Source organism: Paenibacillus senegalensis JC66 (assembly GCF_000285515.1).
In the GTDB taxonomy this organism is placed as follows: Bacteria; Bacillota; Bacilli; order Paenibacillales; family NBRC-103111; genus Paenibacillus_L; species Paenibacillus_L senegalensis.
In genome coordinates, this window is record NZ_HE610968.1 from 7,587 (window position 1) to 21,610 (window position 14,024).

The 14,024-nt window shown below is 45.7% G+C and carries 13 protein-coding genes and 2 tRNA genes; 2 read left to right on the top strand and 13 right to left on the bottom strand.

The genetic code is table 11. The features are described 5' to 3' along the window. Positions 1 to 518: 518 nt before the first annotated feature. The 12 genes from PSHG_RS25440 to PSHG_RS25500 all read right to left on the bottom strand — a co-directional run bounded on the left by PSHG_RS25440 (position 519) and on the right by PSHG_RS25500 (position 10,984). A complete protein-coding gene (locus PSHG_RS25440) occupies positions 519 to 1,385 on the bottom strand; it encodes an ATP-binding cassette domain-containing protein (protein WP_010279798.1) in 867 nt (288 codons plus the stop codon). Further along, positions 1,378 to 2,211 (bottom strand): hypothetical protein, encoded by an 834-nt coding sequence (locus tag PSHG_RS25445; RefSeq protein WP_010279801.1) that lies wholly within the window; start codon positions 2,209 to 2,211, stop codon positions 1,378 to 1,380. Before PSHG_RS25445 ends, PSHG_RS25440 begins: the two co-directional genes overlap by 8 nt. Next, entirely contained in the window at positions 2,204 to 2,794 is a 591-nt protein-coding gene (locus tag PSHG_RS25450) for an RNA polymerase sigma factor (RefSeq protein ID WP_010279804.1), read from the bottom strand. Before PSHG_RS25450 ends, PSHG_RS25445 begins: the two co-directional genes overlap by 8 nt. Positions 2,795 to 2,838: 44 nt before the next feature. Next, on the bottom strand, positions 2,839 to 5,070 hold the full coding sequence (locus PSHG_RS25455; RefSeq protein WP_010279807.1) for a hypothetical protein: 2,232 nt from the start codon (positions 5,068 to 5,070) through the stop codon (positions 2,839 to 2,841). Then, on the bottom strand, positions 5,067 to 5,951 hold the full coding sequence (locus tag PSHG_RS25460; protein ID WP_026021606.1) for an ATP-binding cassette domain-containing protein: 885 nt from the start codon (positions 5,949 to 5,951) through the stop codon (positions 5,067 to 5,069). Before PSHG_RS25460 ends, PSHG_RS25455 begins: the two co-directional genes overlap by 4 nt. A 239-nt stretch (positions 5,952 to 6,190) precedes the next feature. Next, complete coding sequence (locus tag PSHG_RS25465) at positions 6,191 to 6,982, bottom strand: alpha/beta fold hydrolase (RefSeq protein ID WP_010279813.1); 792 nt, start codon at positions 6,980 to 6,982, stop codon at positions 6,191 to 6,193. Positions 6,983 to 7,184: 202 nt separating this feature from the next. Beyond that, the gene (locus PSHG_RS25470; protein ID WP_316244857.1) at positions 7,185 to 8,714 is read right to left on the bottom strand and encodes an MDR family MFS transporter; all 1,530 of its coding nucleotides are present in this window, start codon (positions 8,712 to 8,714) and stop codon (positions 7,185 to 7,187) included. 215 nt (positions 8,715 to 8,929) lie between these two features. Continuing rightward, a tRNA-Pro gene (locus tag PSHG_RS25475) sits at positions 8,930 to 9,006 on the bottom strand. A gap of 23 nt (positions 9,007 to 9,029) precedes the next feature. Then, positions 9,030 to 9,106, bottom strand: a tRNA-Arg gene (locus tag PSHG_RS25480). Positions 9,107 to 9,325: 219 nt separating this feature from the next. Continuing rightward, positions 9,326 to 9,781 (bottom strand): tRNA adenosine(34) deaminase TadA, encoded by a 456-nt coding sequence (tadA, locus tag PSHG_RS25490; protein WP_010279819.1) that lies wholly within the window; start codon positions 9,779 to 9,781, stop codon positions 9,326 to 9,328. Between the two features lie 133 nt (positions 9,782 to 9,914). Then, a complete protein-coding gene (locus tag PSHG_RS29055; RefSeq protein ID WP_010279822.1) occupies positions 9,915 to 10,499 on the bottom strand; it encodes an ImmA/IrrE family metallo-endopeptidase in 585 nt (194 codons plus the stop codon). 119 nt (positions 10,500 to 10,618) lie between these two features. Continuing rightward, the gene (locus PSHG_RS25500) at positions 10,619 to 10,984 is read right to left on the bottom strand and encodes a helix-turn-helix domain-containing protein (RefSeq protein WP_010279824.1); all 366 of its coding nucleotides are present in this window, start codon (positions 10,982 to 10,984) and stop codon (positions 10,619 to 10,621) included. A gap of 273 nt (positions 10,985 to 11,257) precedes the next feature. On the opposite strand from PSHG_RS25500, the gene PSHG_RS25505 reads away from it, so the two are divergent. Continuing rightward, entirely contained in the window at positions 11,258 to 11,785 is a 528-nt protein-coding gene (locus tag PSHG_RS25505; RefSeq protein ID WP_010279826.1) for a sigma-70 family RNA polymerase sigma factor, read from the top strand. A 141-nt stretch (positions 11,786 to 11,926) separates the two neighbouring features. Continuing rightward, positions 11,927 to 12,505, top strand: coding sequence for a Uma2 family endonuclease (locus PSHG_RS29060; protein WP_010279829.1), 579 nt, complete (start codon positions 11,927 to 11,929; stop codon positions 12,503 to 12,505). A gap of 633 nt (positions 12,506 to 13,138) precedes the next feature. Here PSHG_RS29060 and PSHG_RS29735 read toward each other — a convergent pair. Then, entirely contained in the window at positions 13,139 to 13,885 is a 747-nt protein-coding gene (locus PSHG_RS29735) for a hypothetical protein (RefSeq protein ID WP_010279831.1), read from the bottom strand. Positions 13,886 to 14,024 lie beyond the last annotated feature (139 nt).

Here is a 14,024-nt window from a genome sequence, read left to right on the forward strand (position 1 = left end):
ATTGAGGGAGGAAGTGAAATGTCAAAGCCTAAAACTGTCCCGGTCCCAGGTGCGGAAATGAACGCTGCACTAGAAAATCATGAAACCGATACAGCCATGCAAGCTCCTTTATCCGGCTCGAAAGAAACTAAAAATAAAAATCACAGCCGTAACAATCATGGTGAAGGCAGCTAAGAAATTAATAATCAACAATCGTGAGATTATGGGAGTGCGAGGAACATAATTGTTGCTCTTTCGTGAATAAAAAAAGGGGACTTGCACACGCTAATAAATGACGGTGGCAAGAGAGTGTGGTTCCGTTGAACAAGTTCACGAAACACTTAACCGTTCAAACATTTGTAGCAATGAGGTAGAAGAAGCTGATTGAAGGTGAAGGGGACCTTTAACCTTTGTACTTGAGGTTCATCTCATTTGTTGAAGATGGAGCCGATGTACTGTATTCAGCTAACTGAATCCGAATGCTTATAATGTTGTCGCCGTCAACGATAAGGGGCCTCTACGGAGGCCCCTGCTATTTTTTAGGGGTATGTTACTGTGGCTGGATTCCTTGTCAGCTTGCGGATAAAGTAAGCATCCTCCAAGGTCGGAGTAAGCGGCTTCAGCTGAGCTAAAGGAGCTTCCGGACCAATCATACGGATGAGTACCTCATCTCCTTGAACCTGATGAGACATTAGTTGGGCTTTTGGAATGAGTGCCAAATCTTTACGCTCAATGCGTCCGCTCCAAACCTTCCAGGCAAGATCTGATGTCCACTCCAATAAAGAACCGTAAAAAGCAATGCGCCCTTGGTGAAGCCACAGGACAGCATCCGCTTCCAATGCCCAATCGTTCATCTCATGAGTCGATACGAGGACCCAACGCTGCTTGGCAGAGCGGGAGATTTCCTGAATCACATTGTTTTTTTCCAAGCTATCCAAATAAGTCAATACCTCGTCGAGATAAAGAAACAATGGATCACCTAGCAGTGCTTGGGCAATCGTCAATTTTTGCTGCTGTCCTTGGGAAAGCTGTTTGATCTTTCGTCCCTTACCTTCTAGCCCAAATCGGTTTAGCCAGCAGTCTATGTTTTCTTGGCTGCGAACCCCTTTTAATTCGGCCATATAGTTCAGAAAACGCAGCGGAGTCATGTCTTCATACAATTCGATCCCTGTTGGCACGTATCCAGTATAGGTACGAATAAGCGGCAGCGCTTGCTCGGTCGTTTTCCCCAGATAGGTAATGGTTCCTTTCTGCGGAGCCATAACGGTAGCCAGCAGCCTAAGCAGTGTAGATTTGCCTGCCCCGTTGCTTCCAACGATGACCGTAATCCCTGGACGAATGACAAGGCGAGGGATCGATAAAGTAAATTTACCTTGGGTGTGCAGCAAATCTTGGATTTCAATCATGATGGTTCTCCTGCTCGACACCTGCGGCAGAAATTTGCTTTCCTCTGCGGTAGAGCTGACTTAAGCCGATCAGACCGAGAATAAGAAACAAAGCTTGAGACAACAAAATGAGATCGGAGTGCCAGCCTACATTATTGATAATCCAAGACCAAACCAGCCGATAGACCGTCCATGCGATAATAGCGCAGGCTAATCCAGTCAGAAGCCCTTTCCGGTAGATGCCGAAAGCCATCGCTCCAACAATAAAAAGAGAGTTGGACAGCCAGAAGGACAAAAAGGACAAGAAGGGAAACTGATACATAGTCCAATGCAAATACACGGTACTGATTAGACCGAGAAGCAAAATCATTGTCATCAGGATGAACAGCCGGCTAAGAATAAGAAATGCGGGAGGAAACGGAGTGATTTGCTCAACTGTCCTCATTTCTTTATTCCAGGTGCGAAAGCTGAACAGGATGCTCGCAATTAAAAACAAAGGCAGAAATAGAGAGAAGAAATCGCTGCCAGCAGGCTGGTATTCGAAATTAAGGGTCCCTGTTAAAAGCGTAAGCATAGCAAAAATACAAACGCTCACAATCCAATACGCTTTGTGGTAAATACGCAACTGGTTTAAGCATTGCTTCCAAAAGGATGAACGGGCTCTCGCTTGCTCTGGAAAAGAAATGGTGGCAGGTGCAGACCGTTTCAAAAGGTCAAATTCGCCCTGCAGGGAAGCGAGCAAACGTTTAGTATCTTCCGGTTTGGGGGAGCCTACCAGATAGGATGATAAAGGTTTTGCCAGTTCTTGTTCCAATTGGTTTATCTCTTGGATATCGGGCTCACGCATAATGGTTTCCCTCCTTAGTCTGCGATTGTGCGGAGTTGGCAACCAGCCGGCTACGCAGCTTTTTTAGCGATTGGTATAAATTCGTTTTTACAGTCGATAACGGGATATCCATAATGTCAGCGATTTCTTGCAGCTTAAGCTCCTGATAAAAGCGAAGCAGAACGATTTCTCTTTGAATGCTGCTTAGCTGGTCAAGGGATCGTAAAATTTCTTTTCGCGTTTCCTGCCGCTCGAAAATTTCTATAACTGAGGGCCCTTCGTCCCGGCGATCAACGAAATCCAAAACAGTTTGCGTTTGCTGATCATTGCGGTAACTTATGCTTTTCCAATAGTCGCGGCATAGATTCAAGGCAACTTTATAAAGCCAGGGCCGGATTTGAGCCGGGATGCTCGACTTCTGAAGCTGGCGGAGCATGCGCAGAAACGTCTCCTGTACCAAATCCTCGGCCTTCTCGCGGTTACGAAGATGTCTTTCCAGGTAACCGAGCAAGGGCCCGTGATAGCGGTGAATAAATGCCTCAAACGCAACCTGATCGCCCTCGGCCATCCGTTGAACCAGCCATTCGTCGGATACGTTCATCATGGAGCGAACTCCTTTCTCCGGTTTGGGTATGAACACCCAAATCTTCAATTCATCTTATTAGCAAATGACTTCCATACAAGCAGCCAGTCTTCTTTCGAAATTACCGGCTTTAATTCGCTTTCTGTTGAGAAGTAAGGATTGCCGGTTAAACTTACAGTTAAGCCTCTGCGGTGGAATTCCCGGAGCACTTTTTTTGCCTGCTCGGTATTTCCTTCTGTAACAGCTTGATCGATCATCGCATAGATGTCCAGATTCGGTTCATTCGTGTATCCGTGCAACATTAGTAAAGGATAGACGTCAAAATATGCCCCTGCGATAATTTCCTGATGGCTAAACCCTAAATGATCGCGCAGATAAAGATAAAAGAAAGCACTGCGGATATGACTGGTCACGGATTTGTTTTCTTCATCGAGACTAAGAATGTAATTGTCATAATAATAAATGGTGTCATTAAAAAGCAATGAAATGAGGGCTTGATGAGTCGTGTAATCATCTAATCTGCTCCCAAGGTTTTCTTCCAGGAATAAGGCATGGCCTTTAATGACAGCGCCATACGGGTACTGATAAGGCAGGTTCATTTGCTGGTAAAAAATCTGTTCAACGTCGCTGATGGGACTATCCAGCCAAGATCGGTAATAATTGAGGTGCTCGTGCAAAGTGGTCAGGAAACGTTCAGCAGAACGCTTATTGCTCGATGTTGTTACTATAGTAACGGGTTCCTCAGGCAGACTTACCTCGATTAGTTGCTTGCCGCCCAGCAGAGTGATCCCGGTCGACTTCCCTTCAAAGGTTTGAAAATCAAGGCTGTCATTGCCAGATTCAACTTGCCGCAAGCTCGAAAATAGCTTGTGCTGGAATCCTTCGGCCTTTACAACAAAAGAGATTGGATCCAGCGGCGATTCGTAATAAGGATAGGCTCCCAAAGACGTTAGAAAGCTATTGTCAATACTTGCATAGCGGTAATGCTGTCCAGGAACCGGATACCAGTAAGCCTGCTCAGGCAAGTACACTTGTTCCGGGGTCATGAAGTATGCAATTGAAGGGTATCCGTCCACAACTAGCCATTCTTCCAGGTTGCCGCTATACAGAAGCTCTATTTCCTCCAAGACGAGAATGTCACTTTCCAGTGGTTGCAAATCGATTCGGATGAAATCACCTTCACGGGATAAAGGGGCTTCAGCTCCATTCAACAGAACACGTTCCACGTGGAACTGCCGATTGAGAGTAAAGGTTAAGGTTTGCCCTGGCTGATTGAGCTCGTTCGGGGCTAATTCCAGCTTTGCATGTAGGCGGAAGGTATCATCCGGCCCATTGATAATGTTCAGATGATATTCACGAATTTGTAACTCTGTAGGCGCAGAAACGGTTTCTGCGCTTATAAAGTCCAAATCCAGAGATTCTGCGATGGTCTCCTGTTGAAAAGTGTAGCGGTCGATCCAAAGAGCTCCATTCGGATAGTAAGCGGCAATTGTTAGTATAAGGATGAAAATAAATCCGGCCTGCCATTGACGGCGGCGGCTGGATGGACGCAGCCTGTTTAAGTAAGCAATTGCTGAAACGAGCATTAGAGCCGTGAACCATAGAGCAAATGTACGAATCGTAATTAGTTCATATTGAAACAGCGAATAGCCGGACATCTCATTTTCCAATGGCGAAGACAGCGTAAACTGGCTGAGATGAAAGGTGACCAGCGGGTAAGCTCTCATCCCTGTAACCAGCACCAAATCAATAAAAAAGGTGCCGAACATCCAAGCACAGAATCCAATCAAATAACAAATTCGGCTGGTAATCGTAACACCGAGCAAAAGAGCTAAAGCTAACGTAACAGCATACGCTAACTGCGCCTGTACAATAAAAAACAGCAAATGATCCCTTAAAGTTGGCCAAGGCCATTCATTAATTATGCCGTAATAAACAACGACTAGGGTCATGCTTACTGTAAATAACGTCAAATAACCAAATGCAGCGGCAAACTTCGTAGTCACTTGGGTAAAAGACGTGATTGGCAGGCTTCTCATCCATCCATAACCGGCACGGTGCAAATCTCTGCGGATAAGCAGGATCCCAAGAATCATGGCCACCCCGAGGGTTAGCACAAATTGCATACTGTGAAATTGAAAGACCAGTACAAACAGATTGCCGTATCCCTCTGCGTCTACGGTAGAGGAGAGATGGAAGGCAAGCCATGCGCCGTATAAAAGCGGCAGCAAATACAAATAGCTTTGACCATTCAGCAGGCGAATTTCCAAACGCAATTGCTGGAACCAGGATTTCACTGCCCGGCACCTCCGATAACGGCCAGGTAAGCATCTTCCAAAGTCGGATCAATGGGCACGGCATGCTCAGGCAAATCGTTAGGGTTGTCGGTTATCAGTTTGTGGACAAAGCCTTTAGCAGATGGGCGAGTCCGCAGGAGCTTAACCGATAGCTTATCAGCGTATTGGATCCATTCAGCTTCTTCAAGCTCTGCCTCCCAGACGTATCCGCTTGCCGCTTCGAGCAGCTGTTTTTGCGTGCCTTGAAAGCATATCCTGCCTTGATTCAGCACGGCGATCCGCTGACAGCAGCATTCAATGTCTGCGACAATGTGGGTGGACATGAGAATGATACGGTTTTCCCCAAACTCGGACAGCACGTTTCGCAAATTGACTTTTTCTTCTGGATCGAGTCCTGCAGTAGGCTCATCTACAATGAGCACTTCAGGCTGCCCCAGCATAGCCTGGGCGATTCCCAGCCGCTGCTTCATACCGCTTGAATAGGTCTTCACCTTTTGGTAAGCCTTGCTGCCCAGATTAAGCTGATCCAGCAAGCCCTCTATCTCCTGCTGCCGCTGCCGGGGATGGGTCAGCCCTTTAATCAAAGCGATATGCTCCATAAACTCATACCCTGTCAGCTGAGGATACACCTGAAATGATTGCGGCAGGTATCCGATCATATGGCGCAGCTTGTCCGGTTCCTTAGTAAGCGAAAGATGCTTCATTGTAATTGATCCTGAGGATGGGGCCAGAATGGCTGCCATTATTTTGATTAGCGTTGTTTTTCCTGCACCGTTAGGACCCAGTAAGCCAAAAATCCCTTGATCGATCGTTAAAGAAAGCTGATCGAGGACTGGAGGGCCGGATTTAAACTGTTTGCACAGCTTATCAATGATAATCATGATCGTATCCTTTCCTTGCAAAGCCATTAACCTATATCGATCTACCGGGTTTATCCGGCCACATTTTTTATTAATTGTTACTTCTATAACGAATGATAGCATAGTAAAGTTTGCTTTGGCTTTGGTAATTCCCGTGAAAAGGGATAGGCCTGCAAAAAAACACCAAACGGCCCAAGTTAACGGGATCGTTGGTGTTGTTCGCAAGCTGTTTCATTTAATAGGGAGGCAGAGGAATAAAATTAATAGCATTGAGCCAAAAATGTCTTCAGAGGCTCGATTAACTCATCGGGGCATTCCATCATGCTCATATGGCCCGCTTTTTCAATCTTATGTTTATGGATATGGGCTCCTTGAGGCGTGAAGGTCTTATCCGGGGAAATCACCTTGTCTTTGCTGCCAGCCACTAGAAGGACGGGGACCTGCAGCTTTTCAACGATTAATGTCCGGTCAATCCGCTCCCTCATGCCTTCTGCTGAACGGATCGCGCCTAACGGAGGAGTGTTGTTGCCAATATCGACAGCCTGCTGGACAATGGCTTTGTTTATCTGCAGCGTCTGATCAGCAAATAATTTCGGGATCAGCCCCTCAACAAAGGGTGCGACGCCTTCTTTGCGAATAAGCTCCATCGCTTCCGTACGTTTTTGTTTGCCGCCCTCGTCGTCAGGCAGGGTAGTGGAGTGAATAAGAGAAAGCCCGGCCAGCTTGTTCGGATAAGCACCGGCGAATGCCGAGGCTGCGTAACCTCCCATGGAATGGCCGCACAGCACCGCCTTGTCAATACCGAGCTTGTCCAGCAGCAAGGCAATATCTGTCGCGATCGTTTCCATCAAATAGGGTTCATCGGGAACGGAAGATGCTCCATGCCCGCGCAGGTCAGGAACAATTACCCGATAAGCCGTTTCAAGCAATGGAATAATCTCCTTCCAATATTGGGAGCTGCCGCAAAACCCGTGAAGCAGAACGACAGCATTGCCGCTGCCGCGATCTTCATAGCTTAATTTGACTTGGTTGGACAGCTTTTGATTTTCCATAAGACATCATCTCCTCCGGGTATAATCAGTCTCGATAAACGGTTTCGTCAACTACGCGAGGCCTGAATTAAATAGTGCTCGCTAGCGGCGCTAGGGGTCAGACTTGCGCTTTTAATCCGCAGAATGAGAGAAAAAACACGCTCTCCTGTAAATTGATTCGACTTTTAAAATTATGTCCTGTTTTCCAACTGCCATACAGAAACTAGGATTGCAGAGCTTTTTTCGGAAAGAAAAAAATAAGGATTAGGGTAATCACAGCTATGGCTGCGACAGTCATATACACACTATGTAGGGAAAGGGACAGGCCTTCTTTCAATACATCGACAACCTGCTGTGAAAGAACCGCTTTTTTCTCTGGATCGAGAAGCTCATTGGCCACGTCCAGGTCAACGTTTAATCCGGTTACCGCCCGCTGCTGGGCGAGAAAAGGCCCGAGCCTGGCGTTCAAAATTCCCCCCAGCAGGGCAGCACCTAAGGTATTCCCCAGAATGCGGGTAAACATGTGGGAAGCTGTAGCGACGCCTCTTTGATTCCACGGCACGCTATTTTGAATAACGACTGTAAAGGTGGTGTACAGCATTCCCATAGCGAGGCCAATGATGATTGCTCCGCTCATTGGGAAATACGGTCCATATTCCGGCTTCATTACTGCAAAGAAAGAGACCCCTATCAGCAAAATAACTCCACCGGCAACGATCATCCGCCTGAAGCCGAAATGGATTAATTTCTTCCCGGCGACGGTTGCCGAAATAGACCAGCTAATGGACATGGATGCCAAAACGAATCCGGCCGCCGTAGGAGTTAACTCGATAACGCCTTGAAGATAGGTAGGCAGAAAAGTGGATAATCCAATCAAAATAATTCCTGTAGTCAGTCCTGCCAGATTGCTGATGGAGATAATCCGGTTTTTCCAAAGCGTTAAGGGCATCATAGGCTCGGGAGCCCGGGTTTCCTGCAGCAGAAACAGAACGAGTCCAAGCACCGTGAGCACTACCATTAACAGAATAGGCCAGCTGTTCCAGGGCCAGATCGTACCTCCGCCGATTAGCAGCAGCATGAGCGGACTGACCGTAATAAGCAAGTATAGGGAACCCAAATAATCTATGGCAGGCTTTTTCTTCTCTGTAGTTTCCTTTAAGAATAGAATAAGGAAAACCATGGACAGTATGCCGATCGGAATGTTCATCCAGAACACCCAAGCCCAATCGATAAACTGGACGAATAATCCTCCTACAGCTGGACCGATAACCGATGAGATTCCCCAAACACTAGCCAGATACCCTTGAATTTTGCCCCGTTCTTCTAATGAATAAAGGTCCCCGACGAGTGTCATAGCGATTGGTTGCACCGCTCCCGCTCCCAAACCTTGAAGCATGCGGAAGAAAATAAGCTGCACCATCGTTTCCGCAAATCCGCAAGCTAGAGAACCAATGAGGAATAAAATAATGCCAATCAAGATGACCGGTTTGCGGCCAAACAGATCAGCCAGCTTCCCATAGATCGGAATAGTAATCGCTTGCAGCAGCAGGTATCCAGAGAACACCCAGCTAAACAGGGAAAAACCGCCGAGATCAGCTACAATGCTGGGCATAGCGGTGGCTATAATCGTTCCTTCGATGGCGGACATGAAAATAGCCAGTAAGAGAGCGACCAGGATCAGGGGCCTTTTTTGGTGGATAGAACTAGATATTTCCTGAGTAGAAATGATTATCGTCTCCCTTTCCTGGATGATTGTATTGGTTGTAAGCAATAATGAAGGTTAAGGACTGGTAGAGAATCGCAAGCTGCATAATAAGCCCGGAATATATCCTGGAATATAACCCTGCAAAAATATACCCCGGGCTTCTCCAGCGATGTCTAGAGCTTTGCGCTGGTCCCGGGAACCTGTAAATTCTCTAACAGCAAGAAAGAGACCCTGTGAAGAGTCCCCTTACACTTCATATGTGGTGGTCGAGACGACAGGATTTGAACCTGCGACCTCTTGCTCCCGAAGCAAGCGCTCTACCAAGCTGAGCTACGTCTCGATTGATGCAGTCAGATAAAAAACTGGCGCGCCCGATACGATTCGAACGTACGACCTGCAGTTTAGGAAACTGATGCTCTATCCTGCTGAGCTACGGGCGCATAATAATTAAATTATAGCACAGGAAGGCCATGTAAATAAAGATCTGCTCCCTTTTTAGCTGTGGATAACTTCTTAACCGTTGACCGCGCACAGCTCCCAGCGCGCGGTGTTTCGCTGCATGACGGGGCCGATCGACCACATCATCCATCGATCTCCGCTATATGAGCAAACAAATTGCAACCCTAAATGATCACAGGTCTTCATCCACAAACCCCGGTTTAAGACTGGCTTCGCAGCTGGCGGAAAAAAGAGGTCAGCAGAGAAGCGCACTCTTCACGAAGAACTCCGGAAATCACTTCTACCCGGTGATTAAAACGTTCCTCCTGAAGCAAATTCATAAGCGTTCCAGCACAGCCCGCTTTAGGATCCGGTGTTCCATAGATGACCCGGGGAATTCTGGACTGGACGATAGCCCCGGCACACATCGGGCATGGCTCTAGAGTTACATATAGGCTGCAATCGAGAAGCCGCCAAGCCTGCAGGTATTCGCTCGCTTCGCGAATCGCAATCATCTCGGCATGGGAAGTCGGGTCCAACGATGTTTCCCGCAGGTTATGTCCGCGGCCTATTATTCGATCATTCCAAACGACTATGGCTCCAATAGGCACCTCTTTTTTTTGTTCTGCTTTTTTGGCTTCCTGCAGAGCTTCCCGCATCCAATGTTCATGATTCATAAGGTGCCTCCAAAATATAGAATGTGGATAATTTAACGAACATCCATTCCTTTGTTAACATGTTGTGGATAATTATGTGGATAAGTTAATTGTGTACAACCAGCGGTGGTTTCAGAGCCTCTAATCCACGACTTTATTCTAACTTTCTATCCACAGGAGCGCAAACGGAAGCAGGAATTCTTCGAGCTGTTATTACTGATGCGATTTCGCACCGCTTTTTCCATTCCTCGTCCCAAACAGTTTGGAGAATGCGGCGTTGAATTTGTTCTAATCGTTTCTCTGCCAGTGTTCGTGTGACTTTAAAGGTGTGGATAAATAAATCAAGAATATCCTCCTTCTGCTGCGGGATTTCCAGTCTTTTCAACATGAAAAACGGCATGGCCGCATAAGGGACGAAGTGATTAGCGTCCTGTTCCTGCCACCTGCGGAACGATTCCGCCATCACTAATTGATTTCCCTCATGCCGCAGCACATGACACAGCTCATGCAAAAAGTCCTCCCATTGTTCTTCTTTCGTTAAACGGGCATCTATATTGACGCTGTACAGTCCTCTTCCCAGTTGAAAATGAGCGCTATTGAACTTGCGGTAATAGACCCAGATATTAAATTTTCTAGCGACGTAATCAATGCAGAGATGCTGCGGCTGGATAATGCTATAACGGAGGAAAACATCCTCAATCCATTGTTCGAAGGGGGTGCACTTATAGTTGGCAAGCATAATCAACACCTCTTTATTAATCAATAATGGGAATATATATTGGGTTATTAAAGAAAAAGAAAGGCCCTTTTGGGCTTTTTGGCATTTTACAGTGAAATTCGAATTACGTAATGCATGTATTATTTGTACCCTTGTGGGTCCCCGGGCTTGCGATTCTTTTCCTTCTCCATCAGAAACTCCAGAAATTTGCGGGTTTCTTCCCGGATCTCGGGTGAAGCGCTTTGTAAACTGCGGAACAAGATCGTAAGCTCCGGATCATCTAAATCCGGTGATGGCTTTGACGGCGTGTCGCGTCCCAATAAATAGTCCACCGATACATCAAAATAATCGGCGATTTGCCGGATCGTATCGGGGTCAGGCTTGCGGTCGCCGGTTTCATAGCGGGAAAGCTGGACATTGGATATGCCAAGTGCTTCCGCTAATCGCTTCTGGGAAAGCGAGGCTTGTTCTCTAAGGTGTTTGATTCTATTTCCCAAAACGCTCATAGGAGCATCCCCTTTATTAGTAATGGATTAAAGCCATCATAGCATTTACCATTACGGTAATAAATAGAATTGCCAATATGGAAATAAAATAATTGACATTACCGAAATGGCAATGATATAGTGAAATAAAGTTGCCAATACGGTAATTAATTAGGTGGAGTGAAACATTAGCAGCTAGTTTTTTGTGAGAATCTGATAGATTACTATTTTTTTGAATTGAAAGTTACCGTTTTGGTAATTCGAGAAAATTTAAATAGAAGGAGAGGATCTGTTATGAAAGGAACAGGGAAATTGCACGTTCAGAGAACGAATGGAGAGTGGCTGTCAATGGAATCTTTGGCCGAATCTTACAAAGGTACACAGCGTATGCTCTGGAATGTCAAACAAAACCAGCAGCATGAGCCTGCTCAAAGCCGGATGCTTTCGGAAATGGCTGGTGACTGCGGGTTTGTCGTCGAGTGGATTCAGGCCGGACGAATGCCCGGAAATCGACGCGGGATTGAGCGGCGCGCAGCTTACCAAAGGGAAAAGCTGGTCGATCCTATTCATATGCAAGCCTATGTGCAGCGAAGCGCTGCCGGCAGCCCCGCAAATCTGAGCGATGGGGATCGTGCCAGGCTTGAACAGGCGTTATCGATGTTGAGTGACAGAGAGCGCGAGTGTTACTTGCTAGCTCATGGAGAATGCTTTTCGTATCAAGAGATTGCTGAATTGCTGCAAGTGACCAAAGGGTCTGTCAGCCAGTATATCCGGCGGGCCCAGATCAAGTTATCTAAGCTGATTGAGGCGGAAGAACATTAATCGGACTATTTCATGGTTAGAAGAAACTGCAACGGGGCTAGAGGATGAGCAGACCTTGAGACTATGAAAGCCATCCCGAAGCGGGTTATAATAATAAGAACGAGTGTACGATTATTATGATCTGATGAGGAGTGATGTTTGATGAGTTCATCCAAACCATCTAATCCCAAACAGACCTCAAAAGTAAGAGAACAGCAAGGGATTTACGATGTGCCTGAGCGCTACGAAATCATAGGCGGGATTCGGTATGATTTTTTATCCTCCCCCAAATATGTGCACCAGAAGATATTGACGAATTTTTATCTTGCATTTCATGGGGCATGCAAAGAAGAGGGGGAAATATTGCTCGCTCCAATGGATGTTCACTTCGACGAGGAGAATATCGTACAGCCAGACGTCATTTATATAGCCAATGCGAACCTTGGGATTATCCGTAATGGTTTCGTGTTCGGTGTACCTGATTTGCTTGTTGAAGTTTTATCTAACAGTACGGGACGGAGAGACAAGACAATCAAGAAAGAATTATATGAGAAACACGGCGTCAAAGAATATTGGCTAGCTGACCCCAGCTATCGGACGGTAGACCAATTCGTGTTAACCGAAGGGGTAGGCTACCGGCTTGCGGCCACTTTAACGGAAGAGGATCATCTCCAATCTCCGACAATTCCTTGTTTGACGATAGACCTCGCTTCGATTTTTCCGGAGAATGATCGGCAATAATTAGAGAAGAGAGTGCCTCTGTCATCTATGGTGACTATGATATGCTCCCCTTACGGTAGACAGGAGAAATAAAAAACCTGTAACTGTGAGGGGAGCTTATTACACCTGGAGTACCGAAGGATTACAAAGTAAATGAGAACCCAAGCGGCTTTGTAGTAGATTTTTATAGTTTTTTAGAAGATGACATTCTAATTGATCCGGTCGAACTATCTTTTGAGATATACGACCGCCAGATGGAAGAGTTAATATATAGCCAACAACTTCCAATTCTTCAAGGGCTAATTCCTTCTCGTTATGGTTATTCGGCAACAATACCATGGGAACAAACAGGCCTCGGAAACTATCCGCCTGGGGATTACTTAATTGAGGTTAAAAAACCATCGGAAATAGCCTATACGGTTGCAGGCAGTGGAGAAGAGAGTAAAGTATATGTGGGTAGAGGCATGGGATGCAATCTCGAACGCTTTGTGATAACTATCTATTGATTTAAGCTGGACCAAGCAGATTATATTCGGTAACGCTTTAAATCATCCGGTTGTTTATTGGAGCGAGGATTATTTAATGTAATGGTTTCACTAGTATGTTGAAGGAGCGACAGTTACAGTTGTCGCTCCTTCAACATTAACCATTGCATCAATATATCGTTGTGCCATAATAGCCTAAATTACATCCACCGACTCCTTTGCTAATTTCTACAGTTTTAACCTCTTCACTCTCTAGAGTCTCATATTGGACATGCTTTGGGCGCACCAGTTCAAAGTAATAATCTCCTGGAGCCACCCTTTTACCATCATTTCCAATAAGATCCCAAGCGAATTTCGCCTCATAAGAGAAATTACTAGGGATTATTCCTGAAAAAGAAGGTAAAGTTCGGCTATAAATTACTTCACGACTATCCCTTGGACGAACTTGGAAAATAAGATCGATGGAACTTACCATGATATCTTCATCAAGATTATTAGTAATTGACACTCCAAGATTAAGGTTCTCATTATCATTAATCCATTCCTCGTAGCTGGGAGAAATAAAAATGGTCTCAGTATTTTGACAAAAGGGATCAACTCCTTGCCTCAACGGTTCCCAAGTGATGGGCGCCTTTCCTTGATAAATGTCGATTTTATGGATACCATCTTGGCCAGGTTGTTCATAATTTACAGTTGCACCCATCTCTTCAGCAAATGCTCTTAATGGAATATACGCTTTGTTGTTATAGTTGAGAATTTGATATCCTCCAGCCGTGTCAAAGCTTCTAGCTGTATCTCCATCATAAAAGGTAACTTCGCTTGGAAATAGGACTCCATATATTGCATTTGAAGGAGAGGCCGCAGTCAAAACTATTAGCATGACACCACAAATGAAACCCAATATCCATTTTTTCAAGAGTATTCATTCCTTTCCTAATTTTCCCCTACAGTTATATACGCACAACACGATTGTTTAGTTGTTCAAAGAGCCGACGGCTCTTTTTTTCTTTGGCGTATGTTCTATGGGAGAAACTAAATCAAAAAAAATGCGAACA